The organism is Mastigocoleus sp. MO_188.B34 (genome assembly GCF_030065675.1).
Taxonomy (GTDB): domain Bacteria; phylum Cyanobacteriota; class Cyanobacteriia; order Cyanobacteriales; family Nostocaceae; genus Mastigocoleus.
This window is the reverse complement of the sequence record NZ_JASJDK010000017.1, coordinates 22,773-45,485: the sequence shown is the minus strand read 5'-3', so window position 1 is coordinate 45,485 and position 22,713 is coordinate 22,773. Positions and strand designations below refer to the sequence as shown.

At 38.4% G+C, this 22,713-nt stretch carries 14 protein-coding genes; 7 read left to right on the top strand and 7 right to left on the bottom strand.

Translation table 11 applies throughout. The features are described 5' to 3' along the window. Positions 1-585 precede the first annotated feature (585 nt). From cpcA to QNJ50_RS06745, 4 genes are all read right to left on the bottom strand, one after another. Entirely contained in the window at positions 586-1,074 is a 489-nt protein-coding gene (gene cpcA / locus QNJ50_RS06760; RefSeq protein ID WP_300633439.1) for a phycocyanin subunit alpha, read from the bottom strand. A gap of 114 nt (positions 1,075-1,188) precedes the next feature. Continuing rightward, entirely contained in the window at positions 1,189-1,707 is a 519-nt protein-coding gene (locus tag QNJ50_RS06755; RefSeq protein ID WP_300633437.1) for a phycocyanin subunit beta, read from the bottom strand. Positions 1,708-2,357: 650 nt separating this feature from the next. Continuing rightward, the gene (locus tag QNJ50_RS06750) at positions 2,358-3,104 is read right to left on the bottom strand and encodes a phycoerythrobilin:ferredoxin oxidoreductase (RefSeq protein WP_300633435.1); all 747 of its coding nucleotides are present in this window, start codon (positions 3,102-3,104) and stop codon (positions 2,358-2,360) included. After that, positions 3,101-3,835: a 15,16-dihydrobiliverdin:ferredoxin oxidoreductase gene (locus tag QNJ50_RS06745; RefSeq protein WP_300633433.1), complete on the bottom strand. Its 735-nt coding sequence runs from the start codon at positions 3,833-3,835 to the stop codon at positions 3,101-3,103. Before QNJ50_RS06745 ends, QNJ50_RS06750 begins: the two co-directional genes overlap by 4 nt. A 1,293-nt stretch (positions 3,836-5,128) precedes the next feature. Between QNJ50_RS06745 and QNJ50_RS06740 the strand changes: the two genes are divergently transcribed. The 6 genes from QNJ50_RS06740 to QNJ50_RS06715 all read left to right on the top strand — a co-directional run bounded on the left by QNJ50_RS06740 (position 5,129) and on the right by QNJ50_RS06715 (position 18,579). Then, positions 5,129-7,537 carry a glycosyl hydrolase family 65 protein gene (locus tag QNJ50_RS06740; protein WP_300633431.1) on the top strand — a complete coding sequence of 803 codons (2,409 nt, stop codon included), beginning with the start codon at positions 5,129-5,131 and terminating at the stop codon, positions 7,535-7,537. 560 nt (positions 7,538-8,097) lie between these two features. After that, on the top strand, positions 8,098-10,242 hold the full coding sequence (gene glgX, locus QNJ50_RS06735) for a glycogen debranching protein GlgX (protein ID WP_300633429.1): 2,145 nt from the start codon (positions 8,098-8,100) through the stop codon (positions 10,240-10,242). Between the two features lie 2,006 nt (positions 10,243-12,248). Beyond that, the gene (treZ, locus tag QNJ50_RS06730; protein ID WP_300633427.1) at positions 12,249-14,084 is read left to right on the top strand and encodes a malto-oligosyltrehalose trehalohydrolase; all 1,836 of its coding nucleotides are present in this window, start codon (positions 12,249-12,251) and stop codon (positions 14,082-14,084) included. A gap of 237 nt (positions 14,085-14,321) precedes the next feature. Beyond that, on the top strand, positions 14,322-17,120 hold the full coding sequence (gene treY / locus QNJ50_RS06725; RefSeq protein ID WP_300633499.1) for a malto-oligosyltrehalose synthase: 2,799 nt from the start codon (positions 14,322-14,324) through the stop codon (positions 17,118-17,120). Positions 17,121-17,452: 332 nt separating this feature from the next. Then, complete coding sequence (locus QNJ50_RS06720) at positions 17,453-17,647, top strand: hypothetical protein (protein ID WP_300633425.1); 195 nt, start codon at positions 17,453-17,455, stop codon at positions 17,645-17,647. A gap of 161 nt (positions 17,648-17,808) precedes the next feature. Further along, positions 17,809-18,579 (top strand): SDR family NAD(P)-dependent oxidoreductase, encoded by a 771-nt coding sequence (locus tag QNJ50_RS06715; RefSeq protein ID WP_300633423.1) that lies wholly within the window; start codon positions 17,809-17,811, stop codon positions 18,577-18,579. Between the two features lie 26 nt (positions 18,580-18,605). On the opposite strand, the gene QNJ50_RS06710 is transcribed toward QNJ50_RS06715, so the two are convergent. Genes QNJ50_RS06710 through QNJ50_RS06700 form a run of 3 tightly spaced genes read right to left on the bottom strand, consistent with a single transcriptional unit; the run spans position 18,606 to position 21,802 of the window. Continuing rightward, a complete protein-coding gene (locus QNJ50_RS06710; RefSeq protein WP_300633421.1) occupies positions 18,606-19,319 on the bottom strand; it encodes a DevA family ABC transporter ATP-binding protein in 714 nt (237 codons plus the stop codon). A gap of 38 nt (positions 19,320-19,357) precedes the next feature. Continuing rightward, positions 19,358-20,545 (bottom strand): ABC transporter permease DevC, encoded by a 1,188-nt coding sequence (gene devC, locus QNJ50_RS06705; protein ID WP_300633418.1) that lies wholly within the window; start codon positions 20,543-20,545, stop codon positions 19,358-19,360. A 3-nt stretch (positions 20,546-20,548) separates the two neighbouring features. After that, a complete protein-coding gene (locus tag QNJ50_RS06700) occupies positions 20,549-21,802 on the bottom strand; it encodes an HlyD family efflux transporter periplasmic adaptor subunit (protein ID WP_300633416.1) in 1,254 nt (417 codons plus the stop codon). Positions 21,803-22,167: 365 nt separating this feature from the next. Between QNJ50_RS06700 and QNJ50_RS06695 the strand changes: the two genes are divergently transcribed. Continuing rightward, on the top strand, positions 22,168-22,692 hold the full coding sequence (locus QNJ50_RS06695) for a pentapeptide repeat-containing protein (protein WP_300633414.1): 525 nt from the start codon (positions 22,168-22,170) through the stop codon (positions 22,690-22,692). Positions 22,693-22,713: the final 21 nt, after the last annotated feature.

Sequence of the window (22,713 nt, the reverse complement as noted above, 5' to 3'; positions counted from 1 at the left end):
ATTTATTGTCAAGTTATTAAGATGTTGTATTTTTTTTGGGTTGCAAAAGAAAATTTAGATTTATTAAATATAGCCATCAAATATTAGCCATCAAATATTAGCCATCAAATATTCCACAGTGGTGTGGTGCTACGCGCAAGTAAAAAGTCATTAGCGGAGCGTGTCCGTAGGACATAAGTCAAAAGTCATTAGCGCCTAGCGTAAGCGTACCGTAGGTTATGACGCTGTCGCGTCACACTGCGTTAATGCGTGTCCGTAAGACATAAGCTTACTAGTTGTAGATTTGACCGCGTCTACGACGTTAGCATAGCGTGTCCGTAGGACAAACAGCGTGAGAACGCGCTGCGCGAACACCAACGTCCTAAGCTTATTACATAGTGCATAAAGTGCATAAGTTCAAAAAACAAAAGCAAGCAATAACCTCAGAGAGTATAACCACAGCCCTCGTTTTAAACACCAATTACCAATTACCAATTACCCATTACCAATTACCAATAAAAACAAAAGTGCCCGGAAAAGTAAACAACTCTCAGATCAAAAACCACAAGAACTGCTTACTTTTCCGGGCTAGAGTTAGATCTAAATCTAGCTCAGAACATTGATCGCGTAGTCAATGTAAGAGTTAGCTTCTACAGCAGGATCTCCACTCAAACCGTGGTTAGATTTGATATACTTGAGAGCTTCAATATACCAACTGGGAGACAGTTCAAAAGTCTTGTTGATTTCTGCCAAACCGCTGATTAGGTAATCATCCATTGGACCTGTACCACCTACAACCAAGCAGTAGGTGATCATCCGCAAGTAATAACCGATGTCACGTACACACTTTGCTTTACCAGTTTGACTGGAAGCGTAGTTAGGACCCTGCATTTGGGTGGTGTAGGGGAATTTATTATAAACTGCTTGTGCAGCGCCCTCTGCCAAACGTGAAGCATTAGAGGTTAAACTCTTTGCAGCTTGTAAGCTTGCAGAAGCTTGGCGAAAACGACCAAAAGCTGTTTGAACTTCTGTGCTGCTTAGGAAACGACCTTGAGAATCTGCGGCTGCTACCGCTTCAGTTAGGGGGGTTTTCATTGGTTTGGTATCTCCCTTTTTACAAAATTTTGATTTGAAACTTGAAACTTATTTTTTTGTCCAAGTGACAGCTATCAAGTAGCTCCTCAAAGCTTCCTTGAAAGCCTTGGAGACTTATGCTACAGCGGAAGCCGCACGATCGAAGTAGCTTGCAACTTCTGACATGATCGCGCTGCAATCACCTTGGGTTATACCGCTGGGATCGCCTGCAATTGCAACTGCTGCGTCTTTCATTTTTTGAACGCCGACTGCTACGGAAGCACCAGGGGTTCCTAAAGCTTGATAGGTTTCACGCAAACCATTGAGGCAGCGATCGTCTAATACGCTAGCATCACCAGAGAAGATTGCGTAGGTTACATAACGCAAGATGATTTCCATGTCGCGCAAGCAAGCAGCCATACGACGACTGGTGTAAGCGTTACCACCAGGAGCGATTAACTGGGGCTGTTCAGCAAATAATGCACGAGCTGCGTTAGCAACGATAGTGGACGCATTGCTGGTAATGCGGTTTACTACATCCATCCGTTTGTTGCCATCAGCAACCATTGCGCTTAAAGCATCCAATTGAGCATTACTGAGATACTCACCTCTTGCATCAGCTTGGGAAACTACTTTTGCGAATGCATCTAACATTGCCTTTATCTCCTAACTGCTTCCTTAAGATTTGTTTTGTTTCCAAAAGTCGAACTTTTGTCTGTTTGCTGCCTGATTAGTTACAAACTAACAACAGACATCAATGTATAAGTCTAAGCTTTCCAGGGTGACAGATGAGTTTTTTTTTCACAAAACTTCATCTTGTTTAGTATTGCTGAAAAACTTGAATAATCCAGGCTTTTCCCAACCTTTACCCCTACAATTCACCTTTATACAATGGTGTTGGCTCATTATTTATTACGATTTATTTTCATCACCATTGCAAAAATTTACAAAACTTCATGCGTATCTTCAGTATGATACTGGTTCAGGTTTTCAGGGGCATAAGTAAAAGTGATTAAAGCCTGTTTTTCTTCATTTCGTCTTCTTCCCCCTTTCCCTTATTAACTCCCAGATAAAGTTTTAATTTTGTTAGTGTCTAACTTCATTGGCTGTGGATATAAATTTTCTAGGATAAGGTTTATGTGGTCTTTTTGCAGCACCCTACTATCTACAGCTAGAGTGTTAACACAAACCATAATCAATCAAGAATTTTTAATATTTTTAAGCCCCCCTAAAAATAGGAGGAGGGCTTAAATTAATATGATGCTTTACTAGTTCGACTTAATAAAGTTTTAACAAATAAATATTTAATGAATGCTGAGCAATTCCCTTTCGAGATTAAACAGAAAACCGTGGATATATTCCTCAGTCCATTCTTCCCCGTAGAACCGCTTAAACATTCCTCTTGCTGGGTCTTTTTCTGCTCGATAGCGTAAATATCGTAGTTGGGCTTGCTCAATGGCTTCTAAACTTTGAGAATCTTCCACAGGTTCTGCTGATTCCACGAAATCAAAATAAGCCTTGAGATAATCTTTAAATGCTGCAAATACCTTATTTTCTACGATCGCCGTATCGGAAGGACGAGTCCAGAGAAAAGCGGGGGAGAAGAATTGACTTGCTTCTGCGGGGAAATCTCCACCCCAAGGTAAATCCTTCTGGTAATTTTGGAAAATTGGCAAAATCGGCTCGGTGTATTTTGCTTGATATTCTGCCTCATCTCTAAATAAGGGCTGCATATCCAGGGCGATTAAATGTCCCCCAGGTAAAGTAACTAGGTCAGCCCCAAAAAAAGGTAAATCGTAATTCAAACGGGGAAAAATTACGAAGTTAAGTACCTGTAGCGCTTTTCCACCTCGGACATGGGCTGCTCGAATTTGCCTTAGTTTAGCAGTTTGGAACCCATAACTCGTAGTCGTAACGGTTACCTGATTCTTGCCCTTACCCGTTACAGCTTCTTTAGATTCAAATCCTGAAGGAATTGGATAGCTGTCCAACTGCGATCGCGATTTCATATAGTCGATCGCATAATCGAGAAACGGTTGATATAATGTCATCTCTTCACTGCACCAACCGCTAAAGGAACAGCATCTTCAAACAAGAACTCATAAAGAAAGCGTTCTGACCACTCATGTCCGAAGTAGCTACTAAATAAACCGGAAGCTGGGTCGCGCTCAGCGCTGTATTGGTCGTAATCTTTTTGAGCCTTTATTATTCGCTCAATATCTTTCTGGTCTGTGAGGGGCTCAGCTTGGGCAAGCATTTTCCAATATAAACTTAGATAATCTTGAAAAGCAGCAAAAACCCTTGTTGCGACAGTTTCTGCATCTGTTTTGGCAAACAACAGGAACTTGGAGAAATATTGATTGGCGTCATAAAACTTCATTTCCAAATCCTGTGACAGATCGGGATATTTATCATGTAGCTGTTTTAATGGCTCTATATATTTCTGCTGATAAACTTCATCCTGAAATAAAGGTTGGAAGTCCAACACAATTAGATTTTTTACGTTGCCAAAAGATAAAAAATCTATTCCCAGTAGCGGTAAGTCGTAGCAATGACTCGGATAAATTACGCTATTAAAAATCTGGGCACTTTTTCCCGCATCAATGTACGTGTAGCGGATTTTTCTTAAATCCCTACATTGATAACACCAACTGCGAATAGTCGCCGGATGCCTGCCGCGTTCGCTAACGTTAAGCTCCAGACCAGGGGGAATAGAGCGGCTTTGCAAATCAAATTGCCTGAAAAGCTCCGCTTCTAAAAATTCCAGGAAAGGCTTGTACATAGAGCATGAAATTTTAAGTCCTCAACTGAAAATAAAGCATTTTATGTACATAAGTCCCAGTTTTCTGAAACAAAGCAACATTCTGTAACGAGATTTAAACGACTTTTGGGCAAATCTTGTCAGGCTTTATTATTCGTTTAACGATGCTAATAGCTAAATAATTAAATACCCAATAAATCATCTAGCTACTACTCAGTTGTCAGCGATTTCCCGTTAATAATTGCCAACTGCCTAATTACCGTTTACGCAATTGCTTACACAATACAGTAACCCACGCCTAACATTGTGCTGAGTGTTAAAAGCAATTACCAGTTATCTATTACCAATTCATCATCAATTAACTAATTAAAATCTCAGAAATAACTACGTAGATTGATTTTCTATAAATAACATAAAACTTAGTGCTAACAATCTTACATAAAATTTACATAAATTATTTAGATGTGCTTTAAAAAATATCCCCAATCAGAGGATTGGCAAAGGTAAAAGTCGCTTTGTTCTGTTTGTGCTTCTGTTTATAAATTATTGTTTTCTTTGATCTTTTATACTTTAGTAGCACTTGTTAATGATTCTTATAAAAAGTTAAAAATAATACAACAAATAGAATTTACATTGACTTTTCAATCTCTTCACGGTTTTTTATTACTAATTTGTATTAAAAATAGGATGATTTTCCAAAAGGAATGTATGAAAATTTAGTTGTGACAATTGTGGAAGTTGAATAATTAAGTTATAAATAATTTTAAACAAGTATTTTTACTGATACTGCTGTATTTAAAGTTTATGGGTGTTATTCTTATTAATGCAAGATACACGATAGTTATTCGTCTTGCTTAACCCCCTAGGTCTTTTGTCGGACAACTTTGCTCAAATTGCTATTTTGGACTGATGTGTGTCAGTCCAAATTCTGATTTGTTATGCAGTTTTTTGACTTTATTTTCAGTAGTTTTCTGATAAATTACTGCACGGTAAATTAGTTTGTAAGTTTTAGCAATTATGGGAATGTAAGGGTTTTACGGGGAGTTATAGCTTTAAAGTTATAAATCTATGTCTACTATGTATGAGCCTAGTTTTTCGGGTTTCAACCTTTGGGTTTTAAATTTTGAACTTGAAATTTTGAACTTGAAATTTTGAACTTGAAATCCACTTGATATTTAAATTAGGTTGGTAGAGATTTGCTTGCTGTGAATACTTTTCAAACCACTTCTCCAACAAAATTAAGTAGGTATCATTTTTGCTTGTTAAGACTGTCTAGAAAAAAATGTTGACGCTATAGAGGTTAGAGATTTATATATGTCCCGACGAGAACCCGTTAATCTTCCCAAGCATGTATACCCTGTCGATCCTTGGCGGATAGTAGAGAAGCAATACTATCCTCGTTTTCTTGCTCAGATGGAAACTATGTTTTCCGTTAGTAATGGCTATTTGGGGATGCGAGGAGTTAGCGAAGAAGGGAAGCCTGTATCTGAAAATGGTACTTTTATCAATGGGTTCTATGAAAAATGGCCCATAGTTTACGGTGAAGAAGCTTATGGTTTTGCCAAAACCGGACAGACTATCGTTAATGTTACAGATAGCAAAATCATTAAGCTGTATGTGGATGATGAATGCTTTTATTTACCTGTAGCTAACTTGCTTGCTTTCCAACGTAGCTTGGACATGAAAACCGGTACTCTGGAGCGGGAATTACTTTGGGAAACAGCATCCGGGAAGCAGGTTTCGATTAAATCAACCAGACTGGTTTCATATAAGTACAAGCATTTAGCAACAATTGCTTACGAAGTAAAAGTTCTGAATGCAAACGCCTCTGTGGTGATTTGTTCGGAAATGCGTAATGACCCTTGCAACCAATCAAATGATGGTGACCCCCGAAGAGCAAAGGGTTTTAAAGGTCAAGTTTTAATCCCACAAATTTATTATTCTAAAGACCGTAGAATTGTACTCAGCCATACGACCCGCAATAGCAAAATTAACCTTGCTTGTGGGATAGAACATGAAATCGAAACAGATTGTCCCTACGAATACAACAGCGAATGCGCTCAAGATTTTGGTAAGGTTTCTATTTCTGTTGATGCCCGGGCAGGGGTACCAATTAAGGTTATAAAATATATTAGTTACCATACTGACCATAGCGATATTCCCAACGAGTTATGCTCTCGAGTTGAAAGAACTTTGAATAGAGCAGTATTCCTTGGTTGGGACAGCATTTTATCTACTCAAAAGCAATATTTAGATGAGTTTTGGCATCAGAGTGATATTTTAATAGAGGGTAGCTCGGATTCTGTAGAAGCTTATCAACGAACAACAGAACTACAGCAAGCTATTCGCTTTAACTTATTCCATGTTCTTCAAGCCTCAGCAAGAGCAGAAGGAAATGGTATTCCTGCGAAGGGTCTAAGCGGACAGGCATACGAAGGACAATATTTTTGGGATACTGAAATATATTTACTACCATTTTTAATCTATACCGCACCTCGTTCTGCGAAAAACTTGCTCAAGTTCCGCTATTCAATGTTAGATGAAGCAAGAAAACGCGCTCGAGACTTAAATCTTAAAGGTGCATTATTTCCTTGGAGAACTATTAACGGCGAGGAAGCATCAGCTTATTACCCAGCTGGAACAGCCCAGTATCACATCAATGCTGATATTATCTATGCTCTGAAGAAATATGTTGAAGTAACAGGAGATGAAAATTTTCTGTATCGCGAAGGTGCGGAAATGTTGGTAGAAACCGCCAGAATGTGGGTTGACCTAGGATTTTTTGAAGGTGACTCTTTCCACATTCATGGTGTAACTGGACCAGATGAGTATACTGCTGTCGTCAATAATAATATCTACACTAATATGATGGCGCGGCAAAATTTACAGTATGCAGCTCAAACCATCGAATCAATATTTCAAGATTATCCCGATCGCTTCGCATCTTTATTAGATAGCACCAACTTGGATATGTCTGAGGTTGAGGAATGGAAACAAGCAGCAGCTAAAATGTACATTCCTTTTGCAGAGGAGATGGGTATTAATCCCCAAGATGATGATTTCCTCAATAAGAAAGTCTGGGATTTTGAAAATACTCCCGCTCATAAATATCCTTTATTGCTGCATTATCATCCTTTAGTTATTTATCGCCATCAAGTAATTAAGCAAGCCGATCTAATGTTGGCGATGTTTTTATTGGGTTCGGAATTTTCTCCAGAACTGAAAAAAAGTAATTTCGATTACTACGACCCGTTAACCACCGGTGATTCTTCCCTTTCTGCTTCGATTCAAGGTGTCATGGCTTTTGAAATGGGATATTTAGAAAAAGCTTGGCAATATTTTTACCGTGGAATGTTCATGGATCTCAACGATCTTGGTGGTAACGTGAAAGATGGCTGCCATATGGCTGCGATGGGTGGTTCTTGGATGTTGATGATTTATGGTATCGCTGGAATGCGAGATGATAATGGCACTTTATCTTTTAATCCCAGGTTACCCCAAGATATGAAAAACCTACGTTTCTCTCTGAAGGTGGGCGATCGAGTTTTACGGGTTCACATGGAGGAAAATTCGGCAAGTTATTTGCTGGAGCAAGGTTCAGAACTAGTTATTTATCACCAAGGTGAAGAAGTTCGTATAACCGCAGAGATTCCAGTTATAGTCAATTCAAAACCGTTTTGGAATGGTTCTTCCCATGAAGAATCAAGAAAACTGATTGCATAATATACCCATTTGTATATTCTTCATCAGACAATATACCTGAATTGGTTGGTAGAGACGTAGCATTGCTACGTCTCTATAATGTTTTTTCAAATAAAAAGTCCAACTACAAATTTCGCAAATCATTTTGTTGATCGTTAGATTTTTGTCTAATAAGTTTTTTTAAAGAGCGCTAAAGCGCAACTACAAACTTAAATAATCAATTTATTAATTATATTTTTGCTTGTTAACGCAGCATTAGTGTCAATTCTGACTGACAGCAGGAAAATATTTTCTTAAAATTTAAGTGTAGTTTTAGGTAATTCGTGTCATTCAATGTTAAATTTGTGAGCTTTGGGATAACAGCCCTGATATGATAAGTGATTGATGTAAAGGTGAATTTTTGTAATGAAATTTTACTGCGATTTAGTTTTAAAGTTCTTAGTTTCTAAAGTTTTTAGTTTCTAAAGTTTTTAGTTTCTAAAGTTCTTGGTTCCTAAAATTCTTGGTCTCTAAAGTCCTTGGTTTCTAAAGTTTTTAGTTTCTAGATTTCAACTAAATCTCATATTTCGAGTATTTTTCAGATGTTTTTATCACTTTGGCCTGGAAAGCCTTATCCTTTAGGTGCAACTTGGGATGGTCAAGGCACAAACTTTGCCCTCTTTTCCGAATATGCAACAGCTGTAGAATTATGCTTGTTCGACAAACAAGGAAGAGAAAGCAGGTTAGCATTAAGGGAAGTCAGTAACTTTGTTTGGCACGGTTATGTACCTTCAATTGGTCCGGGACAGCGTTATGGATTTCGAGTTCACGGTCCATTTGCACCCCACGAAGGACATCGCTTCAATCCCAACAAACTACTAATTGACCCCTATGCAAGGGCTATTGATGGGGATATCCAATTCGGTGAAGAAATTTTTGGTTATCGCTGGGATGACCCTAATGAAGATCTAGGATTTTCCGATCTTAATGACGCTCATTTAATCCCAAAAGGAGTAGTCGTAGATGAGTCTTTTGACTGGGAAGGAGATAAACTTCTACAAACCCCAGAATATGAAACGATTATCTACGAAATGCATGTTAAAGGTTTTACTAAATTGCATCCGGAAATTCCCCCAAGGTTACGGGGTACCTACGCAGGATTAGCACACCCGGCGGCAATTTCCCATCTCCAGTCCTTAGGGGTAACGGCGGTGGAATTAATGCCCATTCACCATTTTCTATCCTATCCAGGGCATTTAATTGATAAGGGTTTAAAAAATTACTGGGGCTATGACTCGATGTGTTATTTTGCCCCCTATTCCGGTTACAGTGCAACTGGTTCTTTGGGACAACAGGTCAAAGAATTTAAGCAGATGGTTAAGGCGCTGCATAAAGCTGGAATTGAAGTAATTTTGGATGTGGTCTATAACCATACTGGTGAAGGTAACCACATGGGACCAACTGTATCCCTGCGTGGTGTTGACAACGCTTCTTATTACCGTTTGGTAGATGGCGATCGCCGTTACTACATGGATTTTACTGGTTGTGGTAATTCCCTTAACGTTCGTCACCCCCAAGTACTCAAGTTAATTATGGATAGCTTGCGTTACTGGGTATTGGAAATGCACGTAGATGGTTTCCGGTTTGATTTAGCTTCGGCTCTGGCGCGGGAATTATATGCTGTAGATAAGTTGGCTGCATTCTTTGATATCATTCACCAGGATCCAGTCTTAGCAGATGTAAAGTTAATTGCTGAGCCTTGGGATGTAGGTGAAGGCGGCTATCAAGTTGGTGAATTTCCCTTGCTGTGGTCGGAGTGGAATGGTAAGTACCGGGACACCGTACGTGATTTTTGGCGTGGTGAAGATAGTAGTTTAGCTGAATTTGCTTATAGGTTTACGGGTAGCTCCGATTTATATCAATTAAATGGACGTAGTCCGAGTGCGAGTATTAACTTTATTACTGCTCACGATGGTTTTACCCTCAATGACCTAGTCAGTTATAACGAAAAACATAACGATGCTAACGGTGAAGACAACCGAGATGGTGAAAGTCATAACCGTTCCTGGAATTGTGGCGCTGAAGGTGAGACAGATAAGCCAGAAGTATTAACTTTACGGAAGAAGCAACGGCGTAATTTTCTCGCAAGTTTAATGCTTTCCCAGGGAGTACCCATGTTATTAATGGGAGATGAAATGGGTCGTACTCAAGGGGGAAATAACAATCCTTACTGTCAAGATAACGAAATTTCTTGGCTGGATTGGGATTTACAAGAAGAAAATGAGGCGCTTTTAGACTTCACCAGACAATTAATTGATTTTCGTCGGCGACATCCAGTATTCCGACGCCGGAAATGGTTTTTGGGTAGAGCAATTCGCGGTTCATCAGTGCGCGATATTGGTTGGTACAACCCCGATGGGGGTGAAATGACCCAAGAACAATGGAATAGTGGTTTTGCTAAAGCGATCGCAATTTATCTTAACGGAGAGGAAATAGCTTCCCCTGGTCCTCGCGGCGAACGTATCATTGACGAACATTTTCTCATATGTTTTAACGCCCATTATGAAATGCTGGAATTTAATATTCCCAAGTGGTTACAAGAGTGGGAATGGTTGACTATTGTCGATACCACCAAACAGCGATTTGTTAGGCGTGGAAAACGTTACATTGATGATAAACCGGTTAGCGTAGAAGCGCGCTCGTTAATTATCTTGAAGAGATTAGGCAGATTTATTGATGAGTTTTAAGGAAATGAATAAAAAGTATTAATTGTACCTATATTACTGTTTTATTCCTCTTTGAACTCGGAACATTTTAGTAGTAAGTAAACAGAGTAAGCTTCTTACCTGCTTACTTACTAATTACTTATTTGCTTACTATAGCAATCCAGTTTGATTATTAAAAAATCAAATATGATTCCTACATTTTCGATTTTTATAATTGAGGAAAGCAAATAAATGTAATTAATCATACCCGGATAGATTTCACGAATAGCCAACTAATAGGCACTAATAACTATTAGTAAACTTTGCTCATTATAGTTGAGGCTCAAGAAAAATATTTTTGCTAAATTCGATCTTTTTTTTAATTTTACTTCGTAATAGGATTTTAAAAAATAAAACCCCGGTAGTTAACCGAGGCATAAAAACGATTCGATTCATAGCTTGAAAAAATGTTATCCCAACTATGGGGAAGTTAACAGTGATCTCAAACGTTATAGTCAATTTAAAATAATCTTAATAAATAAGTTGTAAATATTACATTTATTCTTTTATCAAGAGTGATTTGCTGTTAAATTGAGCTTAATGTTTTATACACGTTAGCTATCGTAAGTATTCTTACGACTTTTACTATCTGCCTCATTTTTAGGTCATTTGAAAACAACTATTAGAAAAGACAATCAACAGAATTATATCTCATTAATTTTTACTTCCTAGGAGAGATGACAAAATCACAGTGATATTTATCCTTGGAGTTTAGGGGATCATTTGTTTTCGGATATAAATAATGTTATCCCTAAAACAGTATTTAAAATTTGGAGAAAATATTTGCAAGGGATTTAAAAAGTTTAAGAAGCTTTTAAGAGCAAGTTAGGTATTTATAGCACTACGAAGTTACGTTAGGACATGTATTAACCCTAAAAGCCACACGTGTTAGGCTTTTTACTTTTTACTTTTTACTTTTTACTTTTTACTTGCGCGTAGCGCTATACTGTTTTTCAGATCGTTATATTTGTTTTTTCTCCTTAAATTATTTATGACTTTAATCTCTCAGCTTTATGAGATTAAGCGTAGAAATGTGTTGAAGACCTTGAAGCAAGTAAAGCCACTATTCAAAAAATACTATTACATAAACAAATTAATACAATAAGTAAAAATTATCTTAAGTCGGTTGATTGATAAACTTAAAGCGATTGTTATGAAAATCACTAATATTATCTGTAATATGTAGAGGTTTTATAAAACTATGAAATTTATGAAATCAAAGTATGGAATGTAATACATTTGTATTTATGTGTAAATTAAGAAATAATTTAGGGTTGTTAATTGAATTTTTCTTGCTGTAATACCTGTGTCTGCTCAAATATCTTTTCAATATCCCTTATTCCTTGATTTCAAGGATAGCTTTATTTTAAGTAATTATTGTATCTGCATCATATAAAGGACAATAAATCAAGTCATTTGTCTGGAGACTAATCTTTTAGAGTGCTTTATTTTTTGAACTTTGTTTGGCTGTAATTTCCTTCTTAAGGGAGAACCCATAATTTCCACGGAGCCGATCTAAAGTGGCAGATAATAATCAGAAATAATTTATGGAAGTAGACAATTTCTAATAGTTCTATCTCGCCTTACTGGATTTGGGAATACTTCTGCAGAATGGATTTATCAAAAATCAAATATTATAGCTGTGTCTCCAAGCCATTTCTCTGAAAATATTATTTAACCACGAATCACATTTATTACTAATATTTCTAGATTATAGTTATATTACCAGTAATAATCTAAATGTTTAGATCTTGAGATAGAAGTCAGTAGAGATAAATTTAGTTAATAATAAATTCGATTTTAGTTCTAAACTATACTTAGATGAATCCTAGCACCACCACCTACAAATTACTATTTACAAACCACTAGCATAAATAGTCGATAATATAGAAGGAAAAGTAATACAAATATATAACATTACGCTCAAAATTTATTTGCCCCAATTTAGGGACTAATATCGAGTAAACACCTGTACAAACATTTTTTATATGCGTATCGGTTCTCAATACTTAGGCAATAATATTTGTAAATTTACCCTGTGGGCACCACTTTTTAAAGAAGTTGCAGTTCACCTGCTTACCCCAGAAGAAAAAATAGTTTCTTTGGAGCAAACTGAAAGGGGTTATTGGGAAGGTGAAATTCCAGGTATTGAACCCGGAACTCTTTACTTTTATCAAATTGATGGGGAAGACCGAGCCGATCCAGCTTCTAATTCTCAACCAAAAGGAGTTCACGGACCTTCTGAAGTAATTGATCGCAATGCTTTTACTTGGAATGACCGAGAGTGGAAGGGCATTGCAGTTGAAGAAATGGTAATTTACGAATTACATGTGGGAACCTTTACTTCAGAAGGTACCTTTACTACGATTATTGATAAGCTTTCCTATTTCCGGGAACTGGGTGTCAATACAATCGAAATTATGCCCGTTGCACAGTTTCCAGGAGAACGTAATTGGGGATATGATGGCGTTTTCCCCTACGCAGTCCAAAATTCATATGGTGGTGTTAACGGCTTAAAACAATTAGTTAATGCCTGCCACCAACAAGGAATAGCAGTAATTCTTGATGTAGTTTACAATCATCTTGGGCCGGAAGGTAATTATTTGTGGGGATTGCAAACTTACTTTACCGATAAATACAAAACTCCCTGGGGTAGTGCGATAAATTATGATGATGCCTATAGTGATGGAGTTCGTAATTATTTTGTAGAGAATGTTCTGTACTGGCTTGAAGATTATCATATTGATGCTTTGCGCTTAGATGCAGTTCATGCAATTTATGATTATGGGGCTAAACATATCTTGCAAGAAATGGCTGAAGCTGTTACAAAATATTCTCAGAACCAGGGACGCAAATATTATTTAATCGCCGAAAGCGATCTTAATGATGCTAGAATTATTCGCTCTCAAGAGGTTGGAGGTTATGGTATTGATGCTCAATGGAGTGATGACTTTCATCATATTTTGCACACCCTATTAACCGGAGAGAAGCAGGGTTATTATGCAGACTTTGGCAAATTAGAGCAATTAGCCAAAATTTATCGTTGTGGTTATGTTTACACCTGGGATTATTCTGAATTTCGCCAACGATACCATGGTAACGATCCTAGTGACTGTAAGGCTTCACAATTCGTTGTTTGCGCTCAAAATCACGATCAAGTCGGAAATCGAATGTTGGGCGATCGCTTAACAGGTTTAATTTCCTTTGAAGCCCAAAAGCTTGCAGCTGCTGTTATTTTACTTTCTCCTTTTGTTCCCATGTTGTTTATGGGTGAGGAATATGGCGAAACAGCACCATTTCTTTACTTTGTTAGTCACGGGGATCCGGGTTTAATTGAAGCAGTACGGGAAGGTCGAAAATCTGAGTTTGCAGCCTTCCATGCTGAAGGAGAAGCTCCAGACCCCCAAGCAGAAGAAACTTTCAAGCGATCGCACCTGAATTGGGATCTACATCGTCAAGGTAAGCATAAAGTATTATGGCAGTTCTACCAGAAATTACTACAACTGCGCAGACAAAATCCCGCACTAGCAAAACTTGATTGCAAACAATTAGAAGTATCGATTGTAGAACCGGAAAAGGTGTTGTGTTTGCGACGCTGGGAAGGCAGAAATCAGGTTTTATGTTGGATGAATTTTGATAGTTCTGTTACAGAAATTTCTATTAATTTACCCGAAGGTAATTGGAAAAAATTGCTAGATTCTGCTGAATCTAAGTGGAGTGAGGAAGGTTCTAATATTCCACAAAAGTTAGATAACCCAGACAAACAAGTGAAAAACCAGAAAATATCATTAAATCCTCATAGCGTCGTAGTTTACACGAATTAGAAGATTAGGGATTGGAGATTAGGAATTGGGGTTAGAAATGAGCCAGTGGGCGAAGATAAATCAGAAACAAAATAAATAACAAATAAGGAGTCATAAGTTATTAATTACTAATTACCAATTACCAATTACCAATTACCTAATTAACAATTACCTAATTACCAATTACCTAATTACAAATTACCTAATTACAAATTACCAGCAAAAAATAATTTATCCTTGTGGTTTTAAATTGCTATGATGCAAATACCTGTAGCGACTTATCGGATACAATTTAATCCGGAATTTGGTTTTGCGCAAACCAATGATATAGCTTATTATTTAGCTGCTTTGGGAATTTCTGAAGTCTACGCCTCACCAATTTTAACACCGAGAAAAGGTAGTACTCACGGTTATGATACTGTCGATCCCAACAGTATAAATCCAGAATTGGGAGGAATGAAAAGTTTTGAAAAACTAATCGAAGAATTACAGTCACATAAGATTGGTTGGGTGCAAGATATAGTTCCCAATCATATGGCATTTGATAGTCAAAATTATATACTTGTTGATGTTTTGGAAAATGGTTCTGATTCCCAATATCATAATTTTTTTGATATTAATTGGAATCACGCCTATGAAGATATTCGCGGTAAAGTTCTAGCACCTTTTTTAGGTAAATTTTATGGTGATTGTCTTGAATCCGGAGAGCTACAACTACAGTACGAGCAAAGTGGTTTAACTATTAACTATTATGGTCTCAAATATCCAATCCGCATCGAATCTTACAGTCAGGTTTTTACCTATGGTTTAGAACGTTTGCGGGAAAAATTAGGAAGAGAGCATCCCGCTTATGTGAAATTGTTGGGCGTACTTTATGCTTTAAAGTACGTTGCATCTGGAGAGGAAGCTAGAGAGCGTTACAATCAAATTAGCTTCGTAAAACGGATGTTGTGGGAACTGTGGAATGATTCTGCAGATGTTCAGAAATTTATTGAAGAAAATATTAAATTATTTAATGGTAAAGCAGGGGAACCGGAAAGTTTTAATCTTTTAGAAAGTTTGTTGGGAGAGCAATTTTTCCGATTATCTTACTGGAAAGTAGGTAATGAAGAATTAAATTACCGACGTTTCTTTACAGTTAATGATTTAATATCCTTAAGGATAGAAGAAGAAGAAGTTTTTAATACTACCCACGACCTAATTTTTCAGTTAGTTGAAGACAAGAAAATTACCGGTTTAAGAATCGATCATATTGATGGTCTTTACGATCCAGCCCAATATCTCAATCGTTTGAGGGAAAAAGCCCCAGAGGTATACTTGGTAGTAGAGAAAATTCTAGAACCTCAAGAAGAATTACCATTAAACTGGCCGATTCAAGGGACGACAGGATACGATTTTCTCAATCAGGTGAATAATCTTTTATGTCAGCAATCTTCTGAAGACGAATTTAATGCTATTTATCAAGGATTTATCAAAAAAGCTGTCTCTCCCCAACAATTAATTGATGAGAATAAAAGATTAATTATTGGAAAACATTTAGCTGGAGATATTGATAATTTAGCACATTTATTAAAGCAAATTTCCTATCGTTATCGCTATGCCAGTGACTTTACCACCTATGGTTTAAAAGCCGCATTGGTAGAAATTATGGCGTTATTTCCCGTTTATCGGACTTATATTGATCGCAACGGTGCGAGTTCGTCAGACCGGGAATATATGGTACAAGTGATAAACCAAGCGAAGAAAAATATTCCCAACTTTTTAAACGAACTAGCTTTTATCGAAAAATTCTTACTTCTGGAGTTTGACGAACACCTGACAGAAGAAGACCAAAATCAGTGGTTGCATTTTTTAATGCGCTTGCAACAGTTTACCGGACCCTTAATGGCGAAGGGAGTAGAAGATACCGTTCTCTACATTTATAACCGCTTGCTCTCCCTCAACGAGGTGGGTTCACATCCTGAGCAGTTTGGGATTTCTTTGGAAGATTTTCATCATTATAACCAAGAGCGTTGCGGCCAATGGCCCCATGCAATGAATGCTACTGCAACTCACGATACCAAACGCGGCGAAGATGTGAGAGCGAGAATTAATGTACTATCTGAAATTCCTCAAGAATGGGAAAAGCATCTGAAAGAATGGCGAGAAATTAATGCAGGTGAAAAAGAATGTGTTGGTGGAAGGGACGTACCCACACCCAACGATGAATACTTTTTCTACCAAACCCTAATTGGTGCATTTCCCTTTGAAAAGGATGAATACCCAACTTTTGTGGAGCGGATTAAGGAGTATATTATCAAAGCGATTCGCGAAGCAAAGGTTCATACAGCCTGGTTGAAACCCGATAGCGTCTATGAAGATGCATTTACTCAATTTGCTCAAAGAGTTCTAAAAGATACGGAAGATAATCCATTTCTCCAAGCTTTTCTTCCCTTTCAGCGGAAAATTCAACATTATGGGATGTTGAACTCTCTTTCCCAGACGTTGCTGAAAATAACAGTTCCTGGATTACCCGATTTTTACCAAGGAACGGAGCTTTGGGATCTGAGTTTAGTAGATCCGGACAACCGACGTCCGGTAGACTTCCAGATCAGACAAAAATATTTAGAAGAAATCAAAACCAGAAGCGAGTCTGACTTGGATGGTTTAATTGCCGAATTGTTACAAAACCCTGAAAATGGGAAAATCAAACTGTTTCTAATTTACAAAGTCCTGCAAGCCAGAAAAGAATATTTGGATGTATTCCAACGGGGAGGATACGAAAAACTTACCGTTGCAGGAAGTTTGAAAACCCATATTGTCGGTTTTGCGCGGGAATTACCGGAACAAAAAATAATCACGGTCGCACCCCGGTTTTTATCATCTTTGGTTCCTGAAGGTGAATATCCCTTCGGAGAACAGGTTTGGCAAGAAACTCGCATTATACCACCTGCAGATTCTACTCCCGTCTGGCGAGATATTATCACCGGAAAGACGGTCGAGGGTGAAGATACTTTGTGGATCCGGGATATTTTACAAAAGTTTCCTGTTGCTTTATTGGTTAATGTTGGGGATTAGGGATTAGGGATTAGGGATTAGGGATTGGGGATTGGGAATAGTTTTCAATTCCAATCTCACTCATGGATTCAAAATTCCGCTGACGGTTGTAAACTGCCGTCTAACAGCATAAGTCCTCTCAAAGAGAACTATAACTGAATATGGTTAGTTAAGGTTTTTTAGCGATGATTTTAGTATGTGAAGACGCGCCGTGGCGCGTCTCTACAGTACTATTTGTTTCAAAAAAATTCTTAACTGAACGGTATTGGACTATGACTGAATTATATATTTGCAAGGAAACAACAAGTTCCAATGAGGGTCTTCAGACTTAAAACACTGGGAGTATAAATTTTATGAAACGCTTTATATCTGGCTTAGCTGTGGGACTTTTCTTAGCTGCGATCGCTTGGTCTTATTCAGCTTATTTTCATGTTCCAATTTCTTTGGCTCAAGGAATAATTGGCAGTTCGTTATTAGCGATATTTTGCGGTATCATTGCAACTATCGGCGGTTTGGATAAATTAATGGATAATATTCCATATTTTTAATTCTCCAAATTTGTAATTCTCAAAATTTATAATTCTCAAAATTTGTAATTCTCAAAATTTGTAATTCTCAAAATTTATAATTCTCAAAATTTATAATTCTCCAGACTTATAATTGCCGTTATTACTCACATAGCCCAATAGCAAATTCCCAATTCCCCATAATGTCCGTAATTAATAATACTAATAATGCCAATACCTTAATTGTTGGTGCAAACAGAGGTATTGGCTTTGGTTTTGTGAGTAAATTACTTGAAAACCAAGAGTATGGAAAAATTTACGCTACTTATCGCGACCGCAACTCTGCTTCCGAACTAATTGCTCTAGCAGAAAAATATCCCCAACGGTTAATTTGTCTGTTGATGGACGTTACGGATGAACAACAAATTGCTGAAAGTATTAAAGTTATTAGCGAGTCAACCGATAAACTAAACTTAGTAATTAACTGTGTCGGTCTGCTACATGACAAGACATTACAACCAGAAAAAAGTCTCAGACAACTTAACTCAGAAAATTTACTGCGTTACTTTCAAGTAAATAGCATTAGTTCGGCTTTGCTTGCAAAACATCTTTTGCCCTTATTTCGCCACGATTCCCAAAGTGTATTTGCTTGTATTTCGGCTAAAATTGGCAGCATTGGCGACAATAGATTAGGTGGTTGGTATGGTTACCGTGCTTCTAAAGCCGCACTCAATATGTTTATGCGTACCGTTGCGATTGAATATGGACGTAAAAGCCCTAATACGATAGTTGTTACTTTACATCCAGGGACGACTGATACGCGTCTTTCCGAACCATTTCAAAGAAATGTTCCACCAGAAAAGCTTTTTTCAGTGGAGCGGACGGTAAATCAATTATTTGCTGTGATTAATAATTTGGATAAGGAAGATAGTGGGGAGTTTTTCTCTTGGGATGGTAGTCGTTTACCTTGGTAGCTTTTATTTAAAGGCTTTGGTATGCGTTATGACCTTTCACTACCTACTAGAGCCGTATCTCGAGCCAAGCGACCGTCTTCCATATGCACAATGCGATCGGCAATATCGAGAATGCGATTATCATGTGTTACCAGGAGAATTGTGCAACCTTGTTGTTTCGCCAGCGTTTGCATGATGTCAACCACATCACGCCCAGACTTGCTATCCAGGGCTGCAGTTGGTTCATCCGCAAGAACTATTTTCGGCTCGCTAACCAATGCTCTTGCGATCGCAACCCGTTGTTTTTGTCCTCCTGAAAGATTATCAGGATAATAATTGACCCGATCGCCCATACCAACCGCCTCTAGAATCGCTTTCGAGCGAGAAACTCGGGTTTCAACGGGTAGTTCTGGATGTAAGCGCAACGACATACCCACATTTTGTTGAGCAGTTAAACAAGCCAGTAAGTTATGAGCCTGAAAAATAAAGCCAATCTGGTTGCGAACCTGTACCAATTGCTGCTTATTTGCCCCGAAGAGTTCTTGTCCCAGGATTTTTACACTACCGTCCTGCACAGATCGTAACCCTGCGATTAGGGTCAGTAGGGTGGTTTTCCCACTACCAGAAGGTCCTGTTAACAAAACAATTTCTCCTGCACTGATATCCAAATCAACATCAAACAAAACCGGTTTACGTAACTCGCCCCTACCAAAGGCGTGATTCAGATGACGAACAGTAACAACAGGTATTTGAGACATCATTAAAACCTAAAATAGATCGAATTAAAATAGATTGAAATCTAAAACACATCTGCCGGATCGGCAGAGTTCAGTTTTCGCATCGAAATAGCTGCTGAAATCATACACATCGTAACTGTTGCAATAAATACTTGTAATGTCACCCCAAGCCGCATTCCAAGAGGAATTTTGGTCAAAAATGCCAGTAAATCATACATTCCTAGTGAGATACCATAGCCTGGTAAAAATCCTAACAGAGCTAGGATAATAGCTTCTTGAAATACTACACTTAGCAGTCTGCGATCTGAATACCCCATGGCTTTGAGGGTCGCATATTCAGGGAGATGATCGTTGACATCGGAATATAACACTTGATTGACAATTACTATACCCACCACTGCACCCATGATGGCACCAAAATTAAAAATTACTCCGGCTGGTCTTTTTGTCCAGAAAGTAATCTCAGTTTGAATAAACTCTTTAGGAGTGAGTACCTTAACATCCTTAGGGAGACGATTTTGAAGGGTCTGGCGAACGGTTTCGATATCAGCATTAGGTTCCAGAGTTAGTGCTCCTAGATTGACGTTATCAAGACTATCTTTACCGTATAAACGCAAATAGTTCCAATCGCTGGTAATCATATGACCGTCCGTAAAAATACTACTCCCCAAAGTAAATAATCCTCCGACTTTAATGCGACGTCCTGAAATCTCAGTGGTAACCGTTTCTCCCTGTCCAAGGGTCTTAGCAACAGGACCAAGCTTTGGCTGAGATTTACGATCAAGTAAAAAAACATTGGGCAGTTTAATCTGGTCGAGTTGTTCGTTGACTTCGGGTAAATCCAGAATCGGTCGGGCGGGATCGAAGGCTAGAACAATGACACTAGTGATTTTCCGATCCCAGGGATTGACCCAACCAGCTTCTGAAACATAGAGTGGGTCAGCAGAGGTAACCCCTTCAACTGCATTAGCCTGATATAAATGTCTTCGGGAAAAGGTTCGTCCGTAATACAATGCCTCCGTTCGCTGGCTAATTAACACCAGATCGGCTTGTAGATGATTGTGGGTAAAGGTAGAACCCTCAAAAAACATTTCCTTGAAACCTAGCATCGTGAAGATTAAAATGTCGGCAAAGGCAACACCTGTTAAGGCTACGAGCAATCGCACTTTTTGATGACTCAACTGTGCCCAGCCTAAAGGAGGCTCTTGGCAAAACCGCTTGAACAAAGCCTGTAAAGAAAAGAGTTTCATGACTTATACTCTACGTTCTAAATCAATCGTGATGCGGACTTGCAGATTGGTTAGACCAGCGACTTGATCGTTATCTTTCGGGTCAATCCGGACTTTAACTTCGACCACCCGGGCATCTTTATCAGCGGCGGGGTCGGCACTTAGAACATCTTGCTTCTTAATTTGCATCCCAACGTGGTCAACGGTACCGTGAATTTTTCTATCAAAGCCGCCATGTTCGCTGATAATACTTGCCCGTTGTCCTGGCTTTACAAGACCGATATCAGTTTCATAGACCTCTGCAATCGCATACATCTGGTGAATTCGTCCCAATTCCACAATACCTTGACTGGTATTGACTTGCTCGCCCACACGGGTGTTAATTTTCAAAATCCGACCAGCAACAGGGACACGTACATACAGGTCTTCTAGTTCAGCTTTTATTCGGTTAACTTGAGTATTAGCTTGTTGGAGTTCGGCTTGAGCAACTTTCAGATCTACCGGACGCACCTCTTTGAGTTTCTCTAACATAGCCCTTTCTTGAGCAATCTGTTCTTGCAAAGTAGAAACAGTATTTTGCATGTGAGCTTGTGTCTGATTGAGCTTGGCTTGAGCCCTTTCAAATGACTCTTGTGCGTTATCCCGCTTTTGCGCAGTTTCTGCTCCTTGTTGATGTAAAGTTTGATAGCGCTGATAGTTAATTTCAGCATTTCTTAACTCTGCTTTAGCATCAAATATTTCTGCTTCTCGTTCAAGTTTTTGTGTGCGTAGTTGAGCTTCTAGGCGGGCAATATTGGCTCTTTGTGCAGTAATCTCAGCATTTTTCGCCTCTCCAGCTTGGATTTGTGTCAGCTTCGCTTGATAAACAACCACATTTTGTTTTGCTTCTGCTAACTCTGCCTTTTTCTTATCCAAACCTTGTAAAATAGCAATCACTTGTTCTGCTTTCACGCGATCGCCTTCTTTAACCAGTAATTTATTTACGCGACTGTCCTGAGCATTAGACACTGAGAGCTTAATAACTTCACCCTCCGGTTCTAATCGTCCTAAAGCAGTGACTTTTTTTGCTTTAGTAACGCTTGTGATTTGTTTTGGTGCAGAGTGTTGTGATTTAGCCTGGAAAAACACTAAATAGACACCACTACCAAAGCCGATGGAAGCAAAAATAATGATCCCAACTACCCAAGGAATAAACTTTCGCCTAACCTTTGATTTTTTCGCTGGAGTAGGATCTGAAGATGGTGGCTTGGTTGACTTTTTGTATCTAATCACATTCATTATTAATTATAGATAGTATAGTGATATTAGAGTTTTTTATCTTCCCCCAACGTTCACAATTGTAAGGATAAAGGTTGAGCAACTTGTGAGGAAGGTTAAATCATTTACAAATAGTGTGGAGTAATTAGAAGTTAAACTTCTGACTTGCTACCTTTCTTCACAGGAAAGGCAAAGTAATAGGGGTAACACTAGAATTGTTTTCTGTTTGCTAGGGTAAAACCTAGGTTTACATGAATTACTCTATACCTACTAAATTTAGCTGTTTACACTCTACTTTCAAGTTAAATAAATACTGAAAACTTGATTGAGATTCAGTATTGACCTAATTCCAACTAAAGCAATTAATGTAAACAAGGTAAGGAAGTATGGATGTGGATACTCTGTGGCAACAATATACTGCTGGAGAACGGGATTTCAGCAGAGCAGAACTAAGTAGAGTCAACTTGACGGGGGCAAAGCTCAGTGGTATCAATCTAATCCGTGCTAATCTCTCCCAAGCTATACTTCGGGGAGCCAACTTAAGTGGTGCATTCCTCGTTGTTGCCAAAATGGATGGGGTAGATTTACAGGGAGCAACTCTAATTATTGCTAACCTTAGCGGTGCAGATCTTAAAGATGCTAATCTCAGCATTGCTAACCTTAGTGAAGCTGTTCTTACAGGTACTTTGCTACAAAAAGCTAATTTATCAGGAGCTTGCCTGCAGGGAGCGATTTTAGCAGGAGCAAACCTGAACGAAGCTGACTTACGAGGTGCAGATTTGCGTGGAGCTAATCTCTATGGTGCTGACTTGCGCAAAGCCAACCTCAGCGATGCTGATTTAACCCGTGCGAATCTACGGGGAGCTAAGCTCGAAAAAGCTATTATGCCTGTTGATATCCTCCATGCTTAAATTTCAAATTTTGTTGGGAGA